Here is a 20,957-nt window from a genome sequence, read left to right on the forward strand (position 1 = left end):
CCGAAGCCGGGACCGCCGCTGCGCATCATCCGGTCGATGCGTACTGCGTCATCGACAGACCGACGCACTCGTCCTCACCCTCGACGCCTCATTGCACCGAGCATCGCGCCTGCCCTCCACGTCGGACTACGTAGGCCCAGCCAACTCGCGGGGCCATCCCTGAACGCCATGGGCCGACTGCACAACGAACCGGCGCCGGTTCCCCGCACAAGCGACTGTGCCGAATCACGAATGTCTCACGGGCTCAGCGGAACCAGCGATTCACATGGCGGCGATCGGCCATCAATCCGCATGGAATGCGCACCTATCTCAAAGTGAGACAAATGAGACATGGATCACAGGGTTTCATCAATCGCACAACGTCCTCGTCGCCGGCAACAGGTCGGCACACGATTCAGGAGGCGGACATTGATTAGGCAAAGCCTGACGAAGGCCCGCGCTAAAATCACCGAATTGTCATGGGATCCCACCTTCGCGACACCAGCGACCCGGTTCGGGACCGACTACACCTTCGAGAAGGCCCCGAAGAAGGATCCGCTGAAGCAGATCATGCGTTCCTACTTCCCGATGGAGGAGGAGAAGGACAATCGCGTCTACGGTGCCACGGACGGTGCGATCCGCGGCAGCATGTTCCGGCAGGTTCAGCAACGATGGCTCGAGTGGCAGAAACTGTTCCTGTCGATCATCCCGTTCCCGGAGATCTCGGCCGCACGGGCGATGCCCATGGCGATCGACGCGGTTCCGAATCCGGAGATCCACAACGGACTCGCGGTTCAGATGATCGATGAGGTGCGCCACTCCACGATCCAGATGAATCTCAAGAAGTTGTATATGAACAACTATATCGATCCCGCCGGGTTCGATATGACCCGAGAAGGCCTTCGCGAACAACTACGCGGGCACCATCGGCAGGCAGTTCGGTGAAGGCTTCATCACCGGCGACGCGATCACCGCGGCGAACATCTACGTGGTCGACGCCGCGATCGGCACCTTCATCGAGTACGGCACCAAGGACCGACGCAAGGATCGCGAGAGCTACACCGAGATGTGGCGGCGGTGGATCTACGACGACTACTACCGCAGCTATCTGATCCCGCTCGAGAAGTACGGCCGCACCATTCCGCACGACCTGGTCGAGGAGGCGTGGAAACGGATCGTCGACAAGGGCTACGTGCACGAGACTCGATCTTCCCTACGTGCGCGAGCCCGATCCCGACTCGCCGCTGCTCGCCGCCGCCGAGCCGGTCCTGAGGCAACTGGCGGACGGACTGACCGAGGAGCCCGTCGGCGTCATCCTCACCTCGCCCGATGGGGTGGTGCTGACCAGGATCACCTCGAGCAGACGCCTCTACCGCATCCTCGATGAGGTCAGTCTCGCGCCGGGATACAGCTATTCCGAGGAATTCGCCGGCACCAACGGCATCGGAACCGCCCTCGAGACCCGGCGGCCCGCCCTCGTCACCAGTGCCGAACACTACGTGGCATGCCTCGGTCGACTGGCCTGCGCCGGTGTCCCGATCACCCACCCGATCGCCGGCACCCTCGCGGGAGTACTCGACCTCACCGGCTGGGTGGAAGACCGGGGTCCGCTGCTGGCGACGCTGGCCAGATCAGCCACCGCCCAGATCGAAGCCCGGCTGCTCGCTCAGGCCGGTGCTCAACAGATTTCATTGCTGAACGCCTACCTGAAAGCCTGTCGACGCTCCCCCCGGAGCGGTGTCCTCGCGCTCGGCGACAACATCGTGCTCCTCAATCTACGGCTTCGGCTGGCGCTGGACGCGGTGGATCAGGCCGCGCTGGTCGAGCACGCCATCGACCAGATCGGCGGCCCCGCCGCCTTCCGTCGTATCGTGACGCTGCCCAGCGGAAGGACCGCGCGGCTCTCGCCGGCGGACATCTTCGATGCCGACACTCGCGGGCAGACCGCGTTGTTCCACGTCCACCTGCTGAGCACCCCCGCGACCACCAGCGGCCGGATCGAGACCATCGGCTATCTGCCCGGCATCGTCGGGAGCAGCGCCTCATGGCGCCGCGGCTGCCAGCAGATCACCCGCCACGCGCGAGCCGGGAGGTGGGTCACGGTTTCCGGGGAACCGGGAAGCGGTCGAACAGCAGTCCTCAAAGCGGCCGCGACCGCCCATGTCCTGACACCGACCCGAATTTTCTCCTCCGCCGAACTGGTCGCCGACGACAGCGCGGTGCAGGCACTCGAACAGGAACTCGCGCAGGATCGTTTCAACGTCATCTTGCGTGACATCGACCTACTCGACAACGAATATCAGAGGCTGCTCGCCGAGCTGATCCAAGGCCGTGAGGATGCCGGATGGCTCGGTGCGACGATCGGTGGCGCCACCCACGACACCGAAGCCGACAGTCTGCTCCTCACACGTTTCAGCCACACTGTCCCTGTTCCCGCACTGCGCCACCAGATCGAGGATCTGCACGACCTCGTTCCGCACCTGCTCCGCCAGCTCGGCCGCGGCACCGAACCGAAACTGTCTTCCGCGGCGATGCGGATGAGTCAGCTGAGCAAATACAGCTGGCCCGGGAACGTCTCCGAATTGAGAGAGGTGCTTCGGGATGTCGTGCAGCGACAACGATCCGGCGTCATCGAGATCGAGCAGTTGCCACCGATGTGTCGTGCCTTGAGCAGACATGTCCTGACACCGATCGAGGCACTCGAGCGCGACGCCATCGTCCGCAGCCTCGAAGAGAACGCCGGGAACAAGAAAGCCGCAGCGACCGCCCTCGGCATCTCGCGCGCCACGATCTACCGCAGGATCAAGGAATTCGGCATTATCGGATAACGCGCGAAATAGGCGTGCGGCCACGGCCGCGCTCTTCGCACTACTCCGAGGTGAATAAGTTTGTTGTACAGCCGAATTCACTACCGAGGCTCGGTTCAGCGACCGTTCGACGACATCCACCCACCGGCACGAACTGAATGTCCGCGTCAGCGCGACCGATCGGGTCATGCTGCGGCATGCGCTTGGCGATAGTCGCGGATGAGTTCCGGCGACAGTGGGCCGCGAGATTTCACATCCCGCCCCTGCGCGAGCGCCCACTGGCGAATTGCCGCACGCTCGGCGACGGTCGGCTTGGATTCGTCGCTGACATGCTCCTGCTCCGCTTCGACGGCCGGTCCCGCATCGACAGTCACCGCACTGACGTTGGCCTCGGACTCGGGAACGGAGTCTTCGTCGTCGACAGGTTCCTGGAGCGTGTCATCGCGGTCCTGGTATGCCTGCACGATGACTTCCGGGATTCTGCCGCGCGGGCCGATATCGAACCCATTGCGCCGCGCCCATTCACGAATATCGGTGCGGCCCTCGGAGGTTGGCTCCTCGGACTGCCGGCCCCCAGCCCGGACCTGTCGAGACCGCCGCCCGACAACGTTGACGTTCGACGCCTTCTCCATCCAGGGAGCGAGGGCCGCCTGCAGCTCATCGGCGCTCGCCATCGAAAGATCGAGTGAATATTCCCGTCCATTGAAACTGAACGTGGTGATTTGCTTGGGGGCAATATCGGTCGCCTCGACGATATCGCCGGTCCAGTCATCTCTGGTGACGATCACAGTAGACTTAGCCATGTGCGCAGGCTAGCACCCAATTCTGCACGCTAACAACCCGTCCGGTTCGTTCCGTCCGCCGCTCATATCGCGACTCGATCAGCCAAACAGCATTCGGTTATACATCGTCCCGGATGTGGCTTCAGATCTTCGACGAACGGAGTGCCGACACTAGAGACGATCGTACGTCGGCCGCACGGAACCGGCAGGTAGACTCAGGTCGAATTTCGTTGGCCTCGTGAGCTCCGCGCAGGGTGATCGCCGATACTCCCACCACCGAGTTCTGCGGCACCACTCACCCCCGAAGTCGCCGAGCCAGCGAAAACCAGCACCGCCGGTGTCCACGTGGCGATGGTCCACTCGCACCCAAACCTACTGCGATCAATACAGACATACGCCGACCAGATTCTCCGTCGGCCTATTCGCACTCAGAGATCACACCTGCTGCGGTGGCGGCGCCACTTCGTAACTTCCCAGTGGAACAACTCGTCGTTGATCGCAATGATCGAAGCAAACCCACCAGTCCGGGCAGAAAACCGATCCGGTGGCAAACCACACCGCATCTTGTACCGGTAATGCAGAAGTCCGTTCGTGCTCTCGTTCCTGCCGCGCCATGGCGATCCCGGTCTGCGAAATAGACCTCGAAGTTCGTGGCGGTGCTGAATTCGTCGTGCTCGGCCATCTCCGCACTCTGGCCCCAAGTCAAAGACTGCGATGCGCGATCATGTCGAACAGGCTTACCGCAGCAATCGAGGCCGCCTCGGTCGGGAAGTAGACGTCGGCGAAGTGCCGCGCGTTGTCGTAACCGTCGAACTCGTAGAAGCCACCGGGAGTATCGGTGCCGATCCCGCTGAGCCAGGTCTTGCGGACCGGGCCCGGCTGCGCGAGCAGGACCGGATTCATCCGAGGCCACGGCACCTGGTCGAACGGGACGGAGAGTTGGAGTTCGGTGTAGACGAAGACCTTCTTCGGCATGGTGATTCTGGAAGCTCGATCGGCGGTTTGCGGCCGAGCCGGTGCATCAGCCGGGAGTCGTTGTACCAGATGACCCACGTGTAGGTAGGCTGTTCGACATCGGCCAGGCGCCGCAGCGGCTCGGTCCGGAACGGTGAATCCTCACGTACCGCTTCGGTCTTGTAGAGCCCGATTGTGTTCTCGGCCAACGCATTGTCGTAGGCGTCACCGACCGAACCGATCGAGGGAACCAACCCCGACAGGGTCAGAGTTTCTCCGAAATGCACTGACGTGTACTGACTTCCGGCATCGGAATGATGAATCGTGATGCCGGTCAACGGAGTCCCTTCACGTTCCCGCAGTGATGCCGCCTGGCGGATCGCAGACTCCACGAACTCGGTCTCCTTGCTCGTCGAGCACTCCCAGCCCACGATCCGGCCCGCGTAGGCATCGATGACGAACGCGGTGTACGCGAACGCCCCCGACGCGAGCCGCACATTAGGTGAAATCGGCCACGACCAGCAAATTCGGCGCCAGTACCCGGAACCGGCGATCCACCAGATCCGCAGCCCTGCCCGCCGCGGGATCCGACTCGGTGGTGCGGACCTTCTTACGCCGGGTCACCCCGCGCCACCCGTTGGCGCGCATCAACTCCCTCGATCGTGCAGCGGGCCACCGCCAGGCCTTGTCGTTGCAGGTGAGCCCACATCTTCACCGCCCCGTACAGCGACTCCGGAGCGCGCCGGCCGGTCTCGTCGGGCTCGTAGTAGCCCGGCCAGTATCCCGGTCACCGCGATATCCCACAGCTCCCGCCGCGAGGGCGGGCGCGCCAGCCAGGCGTAGAACGTCTCGGGGCGATCTGGCATCCGTGCGCCGACAGCGCGCGGCAGATCGGAACGACCCCGAAACGGCCCTTGTGTTCGGCGATGAACTCACAGATCAACGATGTCACGGGTCGCTCACTCGCGTAGTTCTCACGATGATCGATGACCAGCCGGACAGCCTTGACCTTGGTCGCTTCGTCGTACTTCGTTGGGGACTGCCCCCGGTTCGGTTGACTCCTGACCTGTGAGGACCTGGTCCTCGCTGGAAGGATGTCACCATGCCCAAGCCCTATCCCGTGGAGTTCCGTCGCGACGTGGTCGCGCTCGCCCGCAAGGGCGAGATCCCGTTGCCGAAAATCGCCAAGGATTTCGGGATCTCGGTGAGTTGCCTGCAGAACTGGCTGCGCAAGGCCGATATCGAAGAGGGTCACCGGCCCGGTGTGACCGGCCAGGAGTCAGCAGAGCTGCGCGAGGCCAAGAAGAGGATTCGCGAACTCGAACAAGAAGCCGAGGTCATGCGCCGCGCGGTGGCCTATTTCTCCCGGGGCGTCAACCCAAAATGATGTACCCGCTGGTCCTTGACCTCGCCACCGACGGCATCCCCGTCGCGGTGACCTGCCGGGTACTGGAATTCTCTCGACAAGGGTTCTACAAGTGGAAGAAACACCCTGTCTCACAACGTGACTGGGATGACGCGCACCTGATCAACGCAGCCCTGGGGATCCATGCCGAGGATCCCGCGTTCGGGTACCGTTTCATCGCTGACGAGCTGCCGGCACGCGGGATCACCGCCGGGGAGAACCGGGTCGCCCGGTTGTGCTCGCAGCAGCGGATCTGGAGTGTGTTCGCCAAGAAGCGGGGCCTGACCCGCAAGTCCGGACCCCCGGCCCATGACGATCTGGTACAGCGCAAGTTCACCGCGGACACACCGAATGCGTTGTGGCTCACCGACATTACCGAACATTGGACCGATGAGGGCAAGCTCTATCTGTGCGCGATCAAGGACGTGCACTCCAACCGGATCGTCGGCTATTCGATCGATTCGCGGATGAAGGCGTCCCTGGCGGTGGCGGCGCTGGTGAACGCGATCGCGCTGCGGGGTCCGCAAGACACGATCGTTCATTCCGATCGTGGTAGCCAGTTCCGGTCTCGGAGGTTTGTTAAAGTGTTGGCGGACAACAGTTTACGAGGGTCTATGGGCAAGGTCGGGGCATGTGGCGACAATGCTGCGATGGAATCGTTCTTCGCGTTGCTGCAACGCAATGTGCTGGACCGCCAACGCTGGTCGACTCGGCAGGAACTGCGCCTGGCCATCGTGGTCTGGATCGAGAAGACCTACCACCGAAAGCGTCGACAACGCCGACTCGGGCGACTGACCCCGATCGAGTTTGAGACAATCAATCAGCCCGCACTCGCGGCCTGAAACACCACACCCCGCGAGTCAACCAAAGCCGGGGCAGTCCCTTGGCATGATCTGCCCATCCTCTCAAGGAAAGAGGTGAGCACAGAACCCGGGGAGATTCACCACCGCGACGGCGCCGGGCAGTGGTACGAACGTGCTGCCCACAGCGAGGAACAGGTAGTCGAAGGTGTCACTCCCGCCGTCGTCGAGTGTGATACCGCCGTCACCGATCTTGTCGATGATGCCCAGTTGCGCGGTGATCCCACCGCGCAGCATCGAGGTGAGCGGAGTCGAGGCCGCACCTGTCGCGGCGACCTGCTCGTGCAAGCGCACTCGCTCGACGAAGTCCGACCGCGGGTTGATCACCGTGATCTCGGCATCGCGTGCCTTCCCCGCCAGCCGGTTCGCCGCGATGGTCCCCGCATAGCCGGCACCTACCACCACAACCTTCATGTCTGCCTCCTGCTGTGAAACGAATCGCACATGGGATGCCGGCCGCCGACCACTTGTGACGCGACGGCGCAGTGAGCCGCATCACGGCTGAACATCACCGCGTGCTCGCCCATCCATCGAATTCCGACCAGCGTCATGCACAGATTTCTTGCGTATGCCGCTGCAGCGACCCGGGTTCCCCGTAGGGGCGCCCCGACGGCAACACAACGTGAAAGCCTTCAAGAAGGTTCTGTCCGGTGAACGGCTCTGGGGGCTGCTGCGTGGACCGGTGACAAGTACCGCCCCTCGGCGGCATCTTCTGACCGAGTCCGCACTACCACTCGAGGTGCCCGGATCACGCTGCGGTCGAGAGAGCGCTCAGCAGTTTGAACCGACAGCCCGTGCGGACTACCGACTCTCGCGCAGGGTGTCGAAGACTTTGGGGTCGACCAGGGTCGAGGTGTCGCCGAGTTCGCGGCCTTCGGCGATGTCGCGCAACAGACGTCGCATGATCTTGCCGGATCGGGTCTTGGGCAATTCGGGGACGATGGTGATCTGGCGTGGTTTGGCGATCGGCGAGATCTCGGTGGACACCTGAGCTTTCAGTTCCCCGATCAAGGTGTCACCGGTGTTCTCGGCACCTTCACGCAGGATGACGAACGCGACGATGCCCTGTCCGGTGGTCTCGTCGGCGGCTCCCACCACAGCCGCTTCGGCCACCGCGTGGTGGGCGACCAACGCGGATTCGACCTCGGAGGTCGAGATGCGGTGCCCGGAGACGTTCATCACATCATCGACTCGGCCCAGGACCCACAGGGCGCCGTCTTCGTCGTATTTGGCGCCGTCACCGGCGAAGTACCAGCCCTCCTCGGCGTAGCGGGACCAGTAGGTGTCGATGTAGCGCTGCATATCGCCCCAGATCCCACGCAGCATGGACGGCCACGGCTGATCGAGCACCAGGTAACCGTTGCCGCCCGCCCCCAGCGGGCGGGCTCGGTCGTCGACGATCTTCGCCGAGATGCCCGGCAGTGGCGCCATCGCCGACCCGGGTTTGGTCGCGGTGATCCCCGGCAGAGGCGAGATCATGATGGCACCGGTCTCGGTCTGCCACCAGGTGTCCACGATCGGCGCACTGCCAGCACCGATGACGTCACGGAACCAGCGCCAGGCCTCGGGGTTGATCGGCTCACCGACCGAACCGAGCAGACGGATCGAGGACAGATCGTGAGCGTCGGGAATATCGCGTCCCCACTTCATGAACGTCCGCACCAGAGTCGGCGCGGTGTAATAGATGGACACACCATACTTTTCGATGATCTCGAAATGCCTGTGTTCGTTCGGTGAATTCGGTGTGCCCTCGTAGACCACCTGCGTGACACCGTTGCTCAGCGGCCCGTAGACGATGTAGGAGTGGCCGGTCACCCAACCGATATCGGCGGTGCACCAGTACACGTCGACGCCGGCCTTGTGATCGAACACGTTGTGATGGGTGTAGGACGCCTGGGTGAGGTAACCACCCGAGGTGTGGATGATGCCCTTCGGTTTGCCGGTCGTGCCGGAGGTGTAGAGGATGAACAGCGGATGCTCGGCGTCGAACGCCCGCGCGGTGTGCTCGTCAGACGCCTTCCCGACGGTCTCGTGCCACCACAGGTCACGCCCCTCGGTGAAGTCGACGGCGATTCCGGTCCGCGCGACCACCAGGACGTTCCGCACCGACTCCGCGCCCTCGACAGCCTCGTCGACGGCCGACTTGAGCGGCGCGGCCTGCCCGCGGCGCCACTGTCCGTCGACGGTGACGACGAGTTTCGCCTGCGCATCATCGATCCGCGAACGCAGCGCGGTGGCCGAGAACCCCGCGAAGACGACCGAATGTGTCAGCCCGAGGCGTGCGCACGCGAGCATCGTCACGATCGCTTCGGGAATCATCGGCATATAGATCGCGACCCGATCACCGGCCACCAGACCCAGGTCGGTAAAAGTGTTCGCCGCCCGCGACACCTCCGCGAGCAGGTCGCGGTAGGTCAGCGACCGCGTATCACCCGGCTCGCCCTCGAAATGGATCGCTACCCGATCACCGTTGCCTGCTTCGACATGCCGATCCACGCAATTGTAGGCAACGTTCAAACTGCCTCCGACGAACCATTTCGCCACGGGCGCGTCCGACCAGTCGAGTACCTGCGTCCACGAGGTCGCCCAGTCCAGACGCTCGGCCTGTGCGCCCCAGAACCCGAGCCTGTCCGCCTCCGCGGCGGCTCGCAGTTCGGGGCCGGCATTGGCCGCGGCGGTGAACTCCGGGCTCGGCGGGTAGGACACGGGCTCGCTCGACTGCGGACGACTCATCGAATCTCTCATTCAGGCGCAGGTGACAGAAGGCCGCTTGCCAGGCAACACTGGCCTGACAACGATGACCCAGGACACATACTCGGATACGACCCACGATCGCACCAGCCCCGAAAGGCGGTAGTCACCCTTGACGCTCGACACCGATCCATATACCGCCCAGACACTCGTGCGGCGGGCCGTCGTCAGGCTCCGGACGACCACAGCGGCACCCCTGACCTTCGGTGGTATCCGAACAGGCGACCGCATACCGATCACCTCGGTCGCGGGAACCCGCTCGCCCGATCTACACACACTCACCATCCGCGAAGGCCGAGGCCTCGGCGGGCAAACCTGGATACGCCACACCCCACAATTCGTCGATGACTACGGCACCGCGCGCACGATCACCCACGACTACGACCGCCAGATCCTCGCCGAAGGCATCAGCGCTCTGGCCGTCGCACCCGTGATCGTCGACGACACGTTGGCAGGATTGATCTACGTCGGCACACGCGAGCCACGACCGCTATCGCAGAAATTGCTGTCGGCGCTGTTCCGCGAAGGGATACGGACATCGACCGAACTGGCCGTCCACACCCGAAAAAGCCCTACATCCAGTTCCGCCGACGCCGACTCGGTCGAACTCGCCAGACTTCGACGTTTCTACGCCGAGATCCGGCAGCTGGTCTCGACCTCGCCGGACACCTCGGTCGGACCACGGATCCGGGAACTCCTCGACAGTGCCTTCACACCTGACTCGACAATCACCCTGACGCCACGACAACTCGACGTACTGGCCCTGGCCGCGCTCGGCCACCGCAACGCGGCGATCGCCGACCGTCTCGGCCTGTCCCCCGCGACCGTCAAAAGCTACCTACGCGCCGCCATGGCCCGACTCGATGCCCACAGTCGCCACGAAGCGGTCGGACGAGCCCGAGAACTCGGCCTGATCGGCTGAAGGCCGGGCTGTACCGAATCTCGCACAGCCCGATCCTCGGAGCCGAACAAACGCTCCGGCGGTTCGGCCAATCGGGGTTCGCGGAGTCGCAGCGGCGTCAACACCGGAATCCACTTCACCGCGCTCCGCGCGTAACACCGTCAGTGGAGCGAGCGCATCAGTTTCTTCTCTCGGCGAAGGCCACGATTGACACGGCGATTGTGGACAGCCGAGGAGGTCATACACGACGGCCGCTTCCTCAACATCGACCCGGACGACGATATCGCTCGCGAAGAAGGCGCCCGCACAATGGGCGGCACCTACAGCCAAGACTTTCGGACCATGATCGACAGCGTCGCCGCCGCCGGCACGGCCGCTGATGTGACGGCAACACTGTGCAGTTTCTACGATGCGGGCGCGCGGCACTTCATCTTCCTTCCCGCCACCGCGGGCGCGGACCCCGGGCCGGTACTCGACCGGCTGTTCGCCGAGGTAGTCCCCCGCGCCGCGTGAACACGCGGTGGGCGCCACATAGATACCGATTTCGGTGTATGCCGCTCGCGAGGCCGCCACGATGCCCGCTACTTACACCGATAGTTTGACGATACCCGAGCATGAAGGCATATTTGGCCGTACAAATATAGAACCGACGGCAGGAGAGCCATGCAGACGACCACCGGAATTGCGCGCAGCCTTCTGTTCGTTCCCGGCAACCGACCCGAGCGATTCGCCAAAGCTGTCGATTCCGGCGCTGACGCCATCATCATCGACTTGGAAGACGCTGTCCCACCGGCCGAGAAATCGATCGCCCTCGGCAATGCGATCTCATGGCTCGCCGAAGGAGCGAGTGCCGTTGTTCGAATCAACGGCATAGGTACGCAATGGCACGCCCAGGAGATCGCCGCCCTGCGTGACACCGACGCGGTATTGATGCTTCCCAAAGCGGAATCCCTTGCGGGCCTTGCCGATCTCGTCGCGGCGCTGGGCGAAGATCGGTTGATACCGCTCATCGAGACCGCTGCGGGGATCACCGACGCCGATCGAATCTGCCGGGTACCGGGCACTATTCGTATAGCGATCGGAAACGTGGATCTTGCCGCGGAACTCGGCGTCGACCCCATGTCACAGACAGCGCTCGCCTACGCGCGTGGCCGCGTGGTGCTCGCTTCCGCCGCTGCGGGCATTCTCCCACCCATCGACGGAGTCACCACAGTCCTCGAACCGTTCGACCAGCTACTCACCGACGTGGCGGCCTCTCGCGAATTCGGGTTCACCGGCAAACTCTGCATCCATCCCAGACAAGTCGAGTATGTCAATGCCTCGCTCACCCCCACCGAAACAGAGATAGCGTGGGCAACCCGAATAGCCCGGGTGGTCCATGAAGGAGTTGTCGTGATCGACAATCAGATGGTCGATCCTCCGGTGTTGGCCAGAGCAGAACGCATTCTTCGGCAAGCCGACCGGGCCACCCTCTCGTAGCCTCGCTGTTCACGAGACCGACCGGCCGTAACACTGCACCTTCGGTATCCGCGCTCGGCGCGACGCTCGGCCACCTTCCGCTCTCAGGGAATCGGCACCGATACTCCCGGCGGCTTCCACGAGTTCGACGGTTACGACAACGCACGGCATTTCGCCGACGTCTACTTCCCGACCGAGGTAGCCGCGATGTCGGTGAGCTTCCAGACCAAATTGTTCGACGGGGATATCACCGAAGAAGCCAGCCGCCAGATGCGGTCTCCCCACTACGACGCCTGAACCGAACTCGGCACAACCGCCGTGGGCGGTATGGCGTCATCGACGACGGCAGCGTGGTCGATGGTTTGCCGCGACGGCGGGCGGATCGAGGCTGGTCGCTGAGGATTGGCGGCTGGCGGGCAACGCGTCGGGCGCGACTCGCTTCGGTTTCGGTCTGTTGTCGAAGTCGTCGGTCGGCGCTGTCTCACCGTCCGTTGTCTCCGCGTGGTTCGCCGTCTACCGTCTCGACCTGCTTGCGGTAGGCCCCCGGCGCCGATCCGAAGTGTCGTTTGAATGCTTTGGCGAAGGCGAATTCCGACGTGTACCCCGTGTGCTGCGCGATCGCGCTCAGCGGGGTCTGTGATCGGCGCAGTAACCGCGCCGCGGTGGCCATCCGCCAGTTGGTCAGGTAGGCCAACGGCGGCTCGCCGACCACCGAGGCGAAACGGCGAGCGAACGCCGCGCGAGACAGCCCGGCCCGGGCGCCCAGCGATTCCACGGTCCAGGGATGGCCGGGATCGTCGTGGATCGCCTTCAGGGCCGGGGCGACTACCGGGTCGGTCAGCGCGGCCACCCACCCCCGGGCCGGCTCCTTCGGTAGTGCGGAATACCACGACCGCAGGATGTACATCAGGAGGAGATCGACCAGCGCAGTGACGACCGCGTCCGAACCCGGTTGCGGCGCATGGAACTCGGCGCACAGTTGATCGACCGCCGAGCGCAGCACCGGGTGACGGCCGGGAACCGCGGGCAGGTGGATGAGCTCCGGTAGATCGCTGAACAGCGGATGCGGGCGATCGACGTCGATCGCGTACGCACCGCACACCAGTACCGTGCGCGGGCCCGGGCCGTCCACGGTGACCTGGCCGATCGGAGAGGAACGGTCCACACGCTCGGGCACGAAGTCCACCGGATCGCGGCCCGGCGCGTCGCACAATGTGTGCCCGCTGCCACGCCGCAGGAACACGATGTCGCCGGGCCCGAGCGCGAGCGGTCGGCCGTGCGGTGCCAGCACATGGCAGCGCCCTTCCACCACCACGTGGAATCCGGCTCCCGAGACGGGTTGGAACTTCAGCGCCCACGGGGCGTGCGCGTCGGTGCGTGTCACCATCGAGCGTCCGGTACGCAGGACTTCGAGGGTGTCGCTGAGAATGTCCACAGCACCACTCTAGTAGCGATGAGGCGAGACGATATGACATGAATCAGAGACTTCAAGGCATTCACCGTCTCGATGCACAGGCGTAGGTTCAAGCCTTGCCGGTTGCCGGATCGGCACTGCATCGACGAAGGAATGGATCCCATGTCTCTGGCTGGTAAGAAGATCGTGATCATCGGCGGAACCTCCGGCATCGGCTTCGCGGTAGCCCAACAGGCCGCCACGGTCGGCGCGGAGGTCGTGATCGCCTCCAGTAATCAGGACCGCGTGGACGCCGCGACGAAGCAACTCGGCGCGCCGGCCGAAGGCCGACGCCTGGACGTCGCCGACGGCAACGCCATCGCCGAGTTCTTCGAGCAGATCGGGGAGTTCGACCACCTCGTCTACACCGCGGGTGAATCACTGCTGATCAAGCCCTTGATCGACACCAGCCCGCAGGAGGCCAGGGCCGTCTTCGAACGCCGTTTCTGGGGCGCGTTGCTCTCCGCCAAGTACGCCGCACCGCGACTGCGCGACGGCGGCTCGATCACATTCAGCTCCGGCGCACGCCCTGGGGCCGGGGACGCCCCGCTTCGGGTGAACGGTGTGGACAGGTCGGCGATCACCCGCGGTTACCTCAGTCGATAACCCAGCACGAAGTCGACGGCGTATTCGGTCACGCCATCACTGTCTCCGTCCAGGAGATGACCGCCGTCATCGAGGGCAAGCATCCGCACCTGCGCCGGACCGAAATCGTAGGTCTCGACCGTGGCGCCGTGTTCGAATCCGCGGCCGGGATCGGCCTCCTGACGCAGCACGCGAGGTCGAGGATGACTCGCCATCGCGAGGGTCGCGGAGTTGGTGCCGACCCACTGCCCCACCGCCATCCGCCCGAGCGGAACAGTGCTGAGGGGATCGGTGTTGCTCTCTACCACCAGAACCGGCAACGGGCGTGCGCGAGAACCCATTTCGGCGTGTGCGGCGAGCCCGGTGGTATCCGTGCCGCCCGCGTAGGCCCCGGTGCACCACGAACTGATCTCGGCGTAGATGTCGGGGTAGGTAGCGCCCATGATCGTGGTCATCAGGCCGCCGGCGGAGTGACCGATGGCGTACACCCGGTCCGGGTCGATACCGAGCCGGTCCCGGACCTCCTCGGTGATCCCGGCGATGATCGACGGCTCACCACTGCCACGATGCTGATCACTCTCACGCCCCCAGTTCCAGCACGCGCCCGGATGCGCGGACGTGGGTTGCATCGGGGAAACCAAGACGAACCCCCGCTCGCGGGCGACCCTGGCCAACGGTGACTCGAGAAGCTTTGTCGGGTCGTTCGCTGCCGGGTCGCAACCGTGGAGCCACACGATCATCGGTCTTCCCTCGGTGTCACCCGAAGGGGTGTAGACGAGGTAGCGGCGCGAACCGGCCGCATTGACGTAATCGGCGACGGTCACCCCCATCTCCGACTCGGCGTTCGCGAGCGCGAGGGGCCATGTCGAAACCATGAGAAATGCTGTGACAACGCCGATCACGCGCGAGAGCGTGTTGGCGAACTCGTGTCGGAACATGATGCGACCGTACCCTATGACCGACCGGTCGGTCATAGGGCCGGACCGGACTTGCCCGCTTGTTTCGCGATGTACCGCTCGTGGAAAACGTTGCGCTCCAAAGGGGTCGACAGGGATGAAGCAGTTCTTCGGCGGGGTATCCGATCGACACGAGCAAGGCGATAGCCGAGTCGTCATGGTTTCCGATGCCGATCACCTCCTTCACCTCCGCTTCGTCCCAGCCATTCATCGGCGACGCCGCCAGGTTCATCTCCGTAGCGGCGACGATGGACGGCCGCCGTCGTCGTTCAACTCCGGGTCCGGCGTCTGTCCGTTCGACTCGACAGTGCTGTAACACTTTCGCGAACAAGTACCCGGCGTATCGGAGCGGTGATAGCCCATCTTCTCCGAACTAGAGTGCTGCGAGTCCCGCTTCGGCCACGGTCTGGTCCTGCTCACCGGAGCCGCCACTGACGCCGAGGCCGCCGACGACGACTCCGTCGCGGGTGAGGGGTACGCCGCCGGCGAAGATGAGGCATTCGCCGACAGCATCATCGACTTCGCGCGTAAGCATCCCTCTCGCTCGACAACCCGTCGCCCGTCAGCAGTCTTTCCTGCTGTCGTCGCCGCGATCGGTGCAGCGGGAACGCCGCCTCGGCCGGGTACGCACACCCCCGACGAGTATCGCGCGCAGTTCCGCGCGATGCCCGGGTTCCAGCCGTAGCAGCCGCCGCCGCGGATCGCTGACACCCAATGCTGCACGAATACGTACACGATTCGCACGAAACCATGCACGCAAGGTGGCGGGTTGACAATACTTCGCGCGTTCGTCGCTACGATCGAGAAGTCAGCTGACCTCGACCAGAGCCGAGAACCACCGGAGGACACCGTTGCTCACCAGCACTCGCCGACGAGAGATACTGCATCGCCTCATCACCGACGGCTATGTGGAAGCGAAGACCCTCGCCGACGAGATGGGCGTCGACGCCTCGACCATTCGGCGCGATCTCGACGCACTCGCGCGTGCCGGGCAGGCGCAACGCACCCACGGTGGCGCACGTCCGACCCCCGGGGTTACCGCCAAACTGCCGTACGCCATGAAGGAAAACGAACGACTGGACGCGAAATCCGCGATCGCTCAGACCGCAGTCGACTTCGTACGAGACGGCGACACCGTGATCCTCGACAGCGGCTCGACCACCTACGAGATCGCCGTGGCGTTGCGGCACCGGACCGGGCTGACCGTGATCACCAACGACCTACGGATCGCCAAATACGTGGCGGGATTGCCGGAAACACGACTGCTGGTCGCCGGAGGAGAACTCCTCGGCTCGGCCTTCACCCTGGTCGGTGAACACGCCATCGCTTTCCTCAGTGAGTACACCGCGAACTGGGCATTCATCGGTGCCGACGCTGTCGACTTCGAGGCGGGAATAACGAATATGAACACCCTCGAAGTCCCTCTCAAACGTGCCATGATCACCGCGGCGACCGGCACGATCGTCGTGGCCGACAGCTCCAAATTCGGCCGCCGCGCGCTCGCTAGAATCGCCGGAACGGAGGAGGTCGACCACATAGTCACCGACGAGGAACTCGGCCCCCCGCTCAGCGACCGTTTGGGCGAACGACTGATTCGGGTTCCACTCGGTTCCGCGTCGCGAACAACAGCGCGAGAACACTGACAGCTCGCGCTCGAAGCGGTTGTTTCGTCGTCCGGCCGACCTCGATCACGGCAGAAGTTCGGGGCGCGGCGTCGCTCCCTTCGACCGATCAGCGTTCTCGCGCGCACGGGCTTGCCTCGATTCGGTCGGCTGTCTCATGATCGAACCGGCACTCCCATCTCGACCCGTGCCAGCCATCCGTTCATTCATCCCAGGGTGGACCGGACGAGTTCTTCCACGACCCGTCCACCTCGGTCAGCCAGATGCACTCCGTCGATCGTGAACGCATAGCCGTTCTTCCGCGAGATGTGGTCCCATGACTTTCCGAACGCATGGGCCAGGCTCGCTCGGCCCGTGGTGCTGATCACCTTGCTGATCTTGACCTCGAGCTTCGGTACCTCGTGCACTGCGGGAATCAGATCGACCAGCCGCTCCCGCAGCGGAAGCGGTTCGATTCCGTACTTGGCGGCGGTCAGTCGAAGCGCGGCGTTGTAGGTGAGGACCTTCTTGTTGATCTCGCTGTCCAAATCCTCGCCGACGGGCGGAATGTCGAGAACGATGACGCGGGCACCCGTTTCCCGACTGAGGCGGCCCAGGATGACATCGACGTTCTCGATGTACCAGGCGAGGTTCGGAGTTTGAGGGATACGTTGCAGAAGTCGATACATCCGCTCGGCTTGTGGACTGAACGTCACGCTGACGTCGTTCGTCCCGACAAGCAGGGTGACGACATCGGGGCGCAGCGCGATCACGGCATCGAGGCGGCGAGAGATGTTCCACGCCATGTCGCCGCCTACCCCGGCATTGATGAAGGCTCGCGACGGATCGGCGCGCATCAGCGCAGTCACCCAGTCGGCGCTGACTTGCCCGTGCGTAATACTGTCCCCCAGGCAGACGACGAGCTCACCGTCCGGACGTTGCCGAGGTGGAAATTTCTTGATGGATGGGGCGATGGGATTCTTACTCATCAGGAACTCCGATCTGAACAGTCTTTACCCGCCGGTCATCCTCGAAGTCTCCTGACCACCGCACGACGTAGCCCGGACACCGAGATCCGAATCACTTTGACAGTATATTCATTCAATTGATCACACAAGGTACGCATAGAAGTGAACAGCAATTCACTCGCATGATCCCGACCTCCGGGAACGCCGTCAGCCGATTCCTACGATCGCGTACCGTCGGCCGGACCGCCGCCCCCGAGCAGGGCACTGTTTCTTCCCGCCGAGGGGCTGCGACCCCGTCATTGCAGGATCATTCGGCGAGCGAACCGTCGAGATGCCCTGTGCCCGGCGACGCTTCGATACCGACGAGGACCGTCACGGCCAGATGGCCGATGAAATCCTCGGTGACCTCCTCGTAGGTGAGCAACCGATGCACGAGCGCCCCGACGATGATCTCGGCTACGACGTCGGTGGCCGTACCCGGACGCAGCTGCCCCGCGTCGACCCCCCGACGCAAGCGTGCGGCGAGACCGTCGTGGGCGATCGCGCTCATCTGCTGCTGGAAGCCTCGCGCGATTTCCCGATCCTCCGCTGCGGCCGCTACAGCCGCCCGGATCAATCCGACCGCGTCGGGATCCCTCGCGATCGCCGCGAACTCCCGCATCCATCCGATGGTGTCGGACCGCACATCCCCGAAATCCTGCGTCACGATGGCAGGGGTCAGAACGTAACCATGCAGCAAACACTCGGCCACCAACGCGTTCTTCGACCGATACCAGCGATATACCGTGGGTTTCGATATCCCCGCCCTCGCAGCGACGCGGTCGAGCGTGAGTTTGTCGTAGCCGCGCTCGGAAAGCTCTTCGCGCGCGGCGGCGAGGATGGCGAGACGCGCAGCCTCACTGCGCGGACGTCCTGCAGGCATGGAGTCGACCCTATGGTGATCGTGGTGGGACATCCAACCGAACCGGGAGCCCTCGCAAGCGGCGTCAGCCCAGGACTTTACTCGGCACGAGCTCGTCGAGCTCGTCGAGCGTGTACGGAGCGTTCTCGTGTGGGTCACCCTTGGAGATGGTGTTGAGATCTTCGTACTCGGACCAGACGCTGATCCGCCCGCCACCTGCATGGAACACTCGACCGCTCACCTCGGCGGCCGCACTCGTGCACAGCCAAGTCACGATGGGCGGCACGTGCTCGACCGGTCCGGGACCCTTCTTCGCGAGCGCCCACATCTCATCGCTCAACCGCCCCTCCGCGTGCGCCTGCTCGAGTTCGGGAAGCATCAGCTCGTATGTCCGGGTGGAAGCCCCCGGCGCCAAGACATTCGCCGTGACACCTGTCCCTCGCAGCTCGGTCGCCAAACCTTTCATCATCGACACCGTCCCACCCATCGCCGCGGCGAAGAGCGGGTTGCCGACTCCACCTCGCGCGCCCTCGGAAGCGGTCGCGACGATCCGGCCGTATCCCCGCTCGACCATCCCCGGCACAGTCAGCCTCGAAAGCCAGAACTTCTGACCGAGGAACAGATCCATCAACCTGTAGTACTGCTCGTCGGACACATCGACCTGCCCCGGCATCACCGCACCGGCATTGGCCAGCACGATATCCACCTGGCCGAAAGCACGCTCCGCCGCCTGCACCAAGTTGGCGCAGCCCGACGGTTCGGCTACGGAATCGTAGTTGGCGACCGCCTCGCCGCCGGCCCCTCGAATCTCGGCAACCGTCGAGTCGGCCGCGGCAGAACTCTTCCCCTCCCCCGCCGCGCTCGTACCGAGATCGTTCACGACTATGCGCGCCCCCTCGGCCGCCAACGACAACGCACATGCCTTCCCCACGCCGTTTCCTGCACCGGTAACGACGGCAACCCGCCCCTTCAATCGATCACCCACAAGAGTCTCCTGATCCGAGTCCGGCTCCGCAGCGTCTGCGGCCAACAATTACTTGACTAATTGTAACGTAATTGTTCCGGCTCTACCGTCCGAATAGCTCCAAGCCACGTCCTCGATCACGACGTCACCGACGACTGCTGCCCAATAGGTGGCGACGCCTTTGTAGTTGCAGTAGCTGCTCGTCGCCGTCGGTCGCAACAGATCGGACCGGACGAGCTGCGGAGCGGCGTAGAGTCGTGGATCCAGCGCGGTCTCGAACAGGATGATCGTCTCCGAGGTGTCCACGAGTAGCTCTCCCGCGACCTCCACTCGCAGTTGTCGCGTCGTCGGCCTGCAATCGACCCGATGATAGGGGTTCGGCGGGTAGTGGACGAGTCGTCGCCCCTCCTCGATCCAGGTGTCGACCGAACCCCAGGGCACGACCACATGCCCCGGTACGTGAGGCTCGAGCTCAGCGGCGATGCCGATCACCGTGTCGGCAGGGAAGACATACGTGAGGGGATGGTGGCGACGATGCATCAGCAGTGCTCGCTCGGCATCGATCACCGTGCGTCCGTTGCGGACCGCCTGGACGCGCCGAGGATGCGGCTCGATGTACACCACATCGTCGGGTAACGGGACCGACAATCGGCCCTGAGAGGCCATCGGCGGTCAGAGGCGTGATCGTGTCTCGATCGCGGCGTCGGTGCTACGCAGTGGGCGGATGAGCGCTTCCTGCGTGAAAGACGCGATGAGCTCGCCTGTTTCAGTATGCACGGTGCTGCGGACGTAGGACATGCCCGCGCCCGCCTGGGTGCTGTCGTGGGTGTAGAGCAGCCAGTCACTCCAGCCGACGGGTTCGTGGAAGCTCACGCGCTCACCGTTATCGGGGCGGTCGAGACGGTGTGGTGGGCCTGGGCGGTGCCGATGCCCACGTGGGCACGCATGGTCGTCGAGATCGCCAGGTGCCCGGTGAAGTGCGCGAGCAGCGCCTTGGCCAGATCGTCGCGAGTGGGTATCGGGTCGTAGTGCAGCCAGGCGTGCAGTTCCGGCGGTCCGATCTCGTCGGGGCTGTCGACGTCCTCGACGCCGACCAGTCGCAGTTCCCGCCCTGTCATCGGCATCGGCATCGGCATCGGCATCGGCATCGGCATCGAGGCGACGTTCGCCTCGGCGGGAGCGCCGACCTCGGGGCGCGGGATGTGATGGCGGATCACATCGGCGGAGGGCACGTCGGCCAGCACGGTCACCGTCACGCAGCGCTTGCCGTTCTGGGTCGCCGTGATCACCACGGTGGCCGCCGATCGGCCTTCGTGGACGACGTCGAGATCGAATTCGACGGGTGCGCCGACCATGACTGCACGCACGAACACCGCGTGTGCCGAGCGAATCGACTTGCCCTCCAACCGTTTGGCCGCGGCCACGATCGCTTGCGCGAGCACCTGGGTTCCCTCGACCACCTGGCGGTCACTGTCACCTACCCCGCCGGTCTCGCCTACGAACCGTTGCGAGTCGGTCGGCGACACGTCGGACAAGGTCAGCATCTCAGCGACTGACCACGACATGAGCTCGGGCTCGGTTGTCATGGCTCAGTTGTCATGGCTCAGCTGTCTCCCGGTTGTCCTGCACCAA

General features: G+C 64.1%; 18 protein-coding genes and 3 pseudogenes. 8 read left to right on the forward strand and 13 right to left on the reverse strand.

The window, feature by feature from the left end; translation table 11 throughout:
- Positions 1-408: 408 nt before the first annotated feature.
- Positions 409-1,180, forward strand: a pseudogene (locus OG225_RS17150) (hypothetical protein); the annotation flags it as partial.
- A 16-nt stretch (positions 1,181-1,196) separates the two neighbouring features.
- Complete coding sequence (locus OG225_RS17155; RefSeq protein WP_405182573.1) at positions 1,197-2,807, forward strand: sigma-54-dependent Fis family transcriptional regulator; 1,611 nt, start codon at positions 1,197-1,199, stop codon at positions 2,805-2,807.
- Positions 2,808-2,971: 164 nt separating this feature from the next.
- Here the strand turns inward: OG225_RS17155 and OG225_RS17160 are convergent, their stop codons facing one another.
- The 3 genes and pseudogenes from OG225_RS17160 to OG225_RS17170 all read right to left on the reverse strand — a co-directional run bounded on the left by OG225_RS17160 (position 2,972) and on the right by OG225_RS17170 (position 5,618).
- Positions 2,972-3,589: a histone-like nucleoid-structuring protein Lsr2 gene (locus tag OG225_RS17160; RefSeq protein WP_405182574.1), complete on the reverse strand. Its 618-nt coding sequence runs from the start codon at positions 3,587-3,589 to the stop codon at positions 2,972-2,974.
- 681 nt (positions 3,590-4,270) lie between these two features.
- Positions 4,271-4,543, reverse strand: a complete 273-nt coding sequence (locus tag OG225_RS17165) for a hypothetical protein (protein WP_405183549.1) — start codon at positions 4,541-4,543, stop codon at positions 4,271-4,273.
- Positions 4,468-5,618, reverse strand: a pseudogene (locus OG225_RS17170) (IS3 family transposase). The gene OG225_RS17165 and the pseudogene OG225_RS17170 overlap by 76 nt, the downstream one beginning before the upstream one ends.
- Positions 5,619-5,624: 6 nt before the next feature.
- On the opposite strand from OG225_RS17170, the gene OG225_RS17175 reads away from it, so the two are divergent.
- A protein-coding gene (locus OG225_RS17175) for an IS3 family transposase (RefSeq protein ID WP_405178671.1) occupies positions 5,625-6,769 on the forward strand; the annotation gives its coding sequence in 2 pieces (ribosomal slippage) (positions 5,625-5,904 and positions 5,904-6,769; 1,146 coding nt in all).
- Between the two features lie 63 nt (positions 6,770-6,832).
- Here the strand turns inward: OG225_RS17175 and OG225_RS17180 are convergent.
- Together OG225_RS17180 and acs are read right to left on the reverse strand one after the other, a co-directional pair.
- Complete coding sequence (locus OG225_RS17180; protein ID WP_405182575.1) at positions 6,833-7,201, reverse strand: FAD-dependent oxidoreductase; 369 nt, start codon at positions 7,199-7,201, stop codon at positions 6,833-6,835.
- Between the two features lie 387 nt (positions 7,202-7,588).
- Complete coding sequence (acs, locus tag OG225_RS17185; RefSeq protein ID WP_405182576.1) at positions 7,589-9,520, reverse strand: acetate--CoA ligase; 1,932 nt, start codon at positions 9,518-9,520, stop codon at positions 7,589-7,591.
- A gap of 130 nt (positions 9,521-9,650) precedes the next feature.
- Between acs and OG225_RS17190 the strand changes: the two genes are divergently transcribed.
- From OG225_RS17190 to OG225_RS17200, 3 genes are all read left to right on the forward strand, one after another.
- Complete coding sequence (locus tag OG225_RS17190) at positions 9,651-10,460, forward strand: response regulator transcription factor (protein ID WP_405182577.1); 810 nt, start codon at positions 9,651-9,653, stop codon at positions 10,458-10,460.
- 186 nt (positions 10,461-10,646) lie between these two features.
- A complete protein-coding gene (locus OG225_RS17195; RefSeq protein ID WP_405182578.1) occupies positions 10,647-10,952 on the forward strand; it encodes a hypothetical protein in 306 nt (101 codons plus the stop codon).
- Positions 10,953-11,102: 150 nt separating this feature from the next.
- Positions 11,103-11,918 carry an HpcH/HpaI aldolase/citrate lyase family protein gene (locus tag OG225_RS17200; protein WP_405182579.1) on the forward strand — a complete coding sequence of 272 codons (816 nt, stop codon included), beginning with the start codon at positions 11,103-11,105 and terminating at the stop codon, positions 11,916-11,918.
- A gap of 460 nt (positions 11,919-12,378) precedes the next feature.
- On the opposite strand, the gene OG225_RS17205 is transcribed toward OG225_RS17200, so the two are convergent.
- A complete protein-coding gene (locus tag OG225_RS17205) occupies positions 12,379-13,332 on the reverse strand; it encodes an AraC family transcriptional regulator (protein ID WP_405182580.1) in 954 nt (317 codons plus the stop codon).
- Positions 13,333-13,473: 141 nt separating this feature from the next.
- Here OG225_RS17205 and OG225_RS17210 point away from each other — a divergent pair, with 141 nt between their 5' ends.
- On the forward strand, positions 13,474-13,956 hold the full coding sequence (locus OG225_RS17210; RefSeq protein WP_405182581.1) for an SDR family oxidoreductase: 483 nt from the start codon (positions 13,474-13,476) through the stop codon (positions 13,954-13,956).
- Here OG225_RS17210 and OG225_RS17215 read toward each other — a convergent pair.
- Positions 13,941-14,873 (reverse strand): alpha/beta hydrolase family esterase, encoded by a 933-nt coding sequence (locus OG225_RS17215; RefSeq protein WP_405182582.1) that lies wholly within the window; start codon positions 14,871-14,873, stop codon positions 13,941-13,943. The genes OG225_RS17210 and OG225_RS17215 overlap by 16 nt on opposite strands.
- A 391-nt stretch (positions 14,874-15,264) precedes the next feature.
- Positions 15,265-15,426 carry a heme-binding protein gene (locus tag OG225_RS17220; RefSeq protein ID WP_405182583.1) on the reverse strand — a complete coding sequence of 54 codons (162 nt, stop codon included), beginning with the start codon at positions 15,424-15,426 and terminating at the stop codon, positions 15,265-15,267.
- 316 nt (positions 15,427-15,742) lie between these two features.
- On the opposite strand from OG225_RS17220, the gene OG225_RS17225 reads away from it, so the two are divergent.
- Positions 15,743-16,534: a DeoR/GlpR family DNA-binding transcription regulator gene (locus tag OG225_RS17225; protein WP_405182584.1), complete on the forward strand. Its 792-nt coding sequence runs from the start codon at positions 15,743-15,745 to the stop codon at positions 16,532-16,534.
- Positions 16,535-16,719: 185 nt separating this feature from the next.
- On the opposite strand, the gene OG225_RS17230 is transcribed toward OG225_RS17225, so the two are convergent.
- From OG225_RS17230 to OG225_RS17250, 5 genes and pseudogenes are all read right to left on the reverse strand, one after another.
- A complete protein-coding gene (locus tag OG225_RS17230) occupies positions 16,720-17,481 on the reverse strand; it encodes an SGNH/GDSL hydrolase family protein (RefSeq protein ID WP_405182585.1) in 762 nt (253 codons plus the stop codon).
- 286 nt (positions 17,482-17,767) lie between these two features.
- On the reverse strand, positions 17,768-18,382 hold the full coding sequence (locus OG225_RS17235; RefSeq protein ID WP_216915823.1) for a TetR/AcrR family transcriptional regulator: 615 nt from the start codon (positions 18,380-18,382) through the stop codon (positions 17,768-17,770).
- 64 nt (positions 18,383-18,446) lie between these two features.
- Positions 18,447-19,346, reverse strand: coding sequence for an SDR family NAD(P)-dependent oxidoreductase (locus OG225_RS17240; protein ID WP_405182586.1), 900 nt, complete (start codon positions 19,344-19,346; stop codon positions 18,447-18,449).
- Positions 19,347-19,394: 48 nt separating this feature from the next.
- A complete protein-coding gene (locus tag OG225_RS17245; protein WP_405182587.1) occupies positions 19,395-19,991 on the reverse strand; it encodes a DUF427 domain-containing protein in 597 nt (198 codons plus the stop codon).
- A 6-nt stretch (positions 19,992-19,997) separates the two neighbouring features.
- Positions 19,998-20,911: pseudogene (locus OG225_RS17250) on the reverse strand (acyl-CoA thioesterase).
- Positions 20,912-20,957: the final 46 nt, after the last annotated feature.

This window comes from Nocardia sp. NBC_01377, assembly GCF_045040005.1.
Lineage (GTDB): Bacteria > Actinomycetota > Actinomycetes > Mycobacteriales > Mycobacteriaceae > Nocardia > Nocardia noduli.

Bases quoted from the DNA above. Each gene is read 5' to 3' on its own strand.
- OG225_RS17160 (WP_405182574.1), bottom strand. From the start codon at position 3,589: ATGGCTAAGTCTACTGTGATCGTCACCAGAGATGACTGGACCGGCGAT.
- OG225_RS17165 (WP_405183549.1), bottom strand. From the start codon at position 4,543: ATGCCGAAGAAGGTCTTCGTCTACACCGAACTCCAACTCTCCGTCCCG.
- OG225_RS17180 (WP_405182575.1), bottom strand. From the start codon at position 7,201: ATGAAGGTTGTGGTGGTAGGTGCCGGCTATGCGGGGACCATCGCGGCG.
- acs (WP_405182576.1), bottom strand. From the start codon at position 9,520: ATGAGTCGTCCGCAGTCGAGCGAGCCCGTGTCCTACCCGCCGAGCCCG.
- OG225_RS17200 (WP_405182579.1), top strand. From the start codon at position 11,103: ATGCAGACGACCACCGGAATTGCGCGCAGCCTTCTGTTCGTTCCCGGC.
- OG225_RS17210 (WP_405182581.1), top strand. From the start codon at position 13,474: ATGTCTCTGGCTGGTAAGAAGATCGTGATCATCGGCGGAACCTCCGGC.
- OG225_RS17215 (WP_405182582.1), bottom strand. From the start codon at position 14,873: ATGTTCCGACACGAGTTCGCCAACACGCTCTCGCGCGTGATCGGCGTT.
- OG225_RS17220 (WP_405182583.1), bottom strand. From the start codon at position 15,426: ATGCTTACGCGCGAAGTCGATGATGCTGTCGGCGAATGCCTCATCTTC.
- OG225_RS17230 (WP_405182585.1), bottom strand. From the start codon at position 17,481: ATGAGTAAGAATCCCATCGCCCCATCCATCAAGAAATTTCCACCTCGG.
- OG225_RS17235 (WP_216915823.1), bottom strand. From the start codon at position 18,382: ATGCCTGCAGGACGTCCGCGCAGTGAGGCTGCGCGTCTCGCCATCCTC.
- OG225_RS17245 (WP_405182587.1), bottom strand. From the start codon at position 19,991: ATGGCCTCTCAGGGCCGATTGTCGGTCCCGTTACCCGACGATGTGGTG.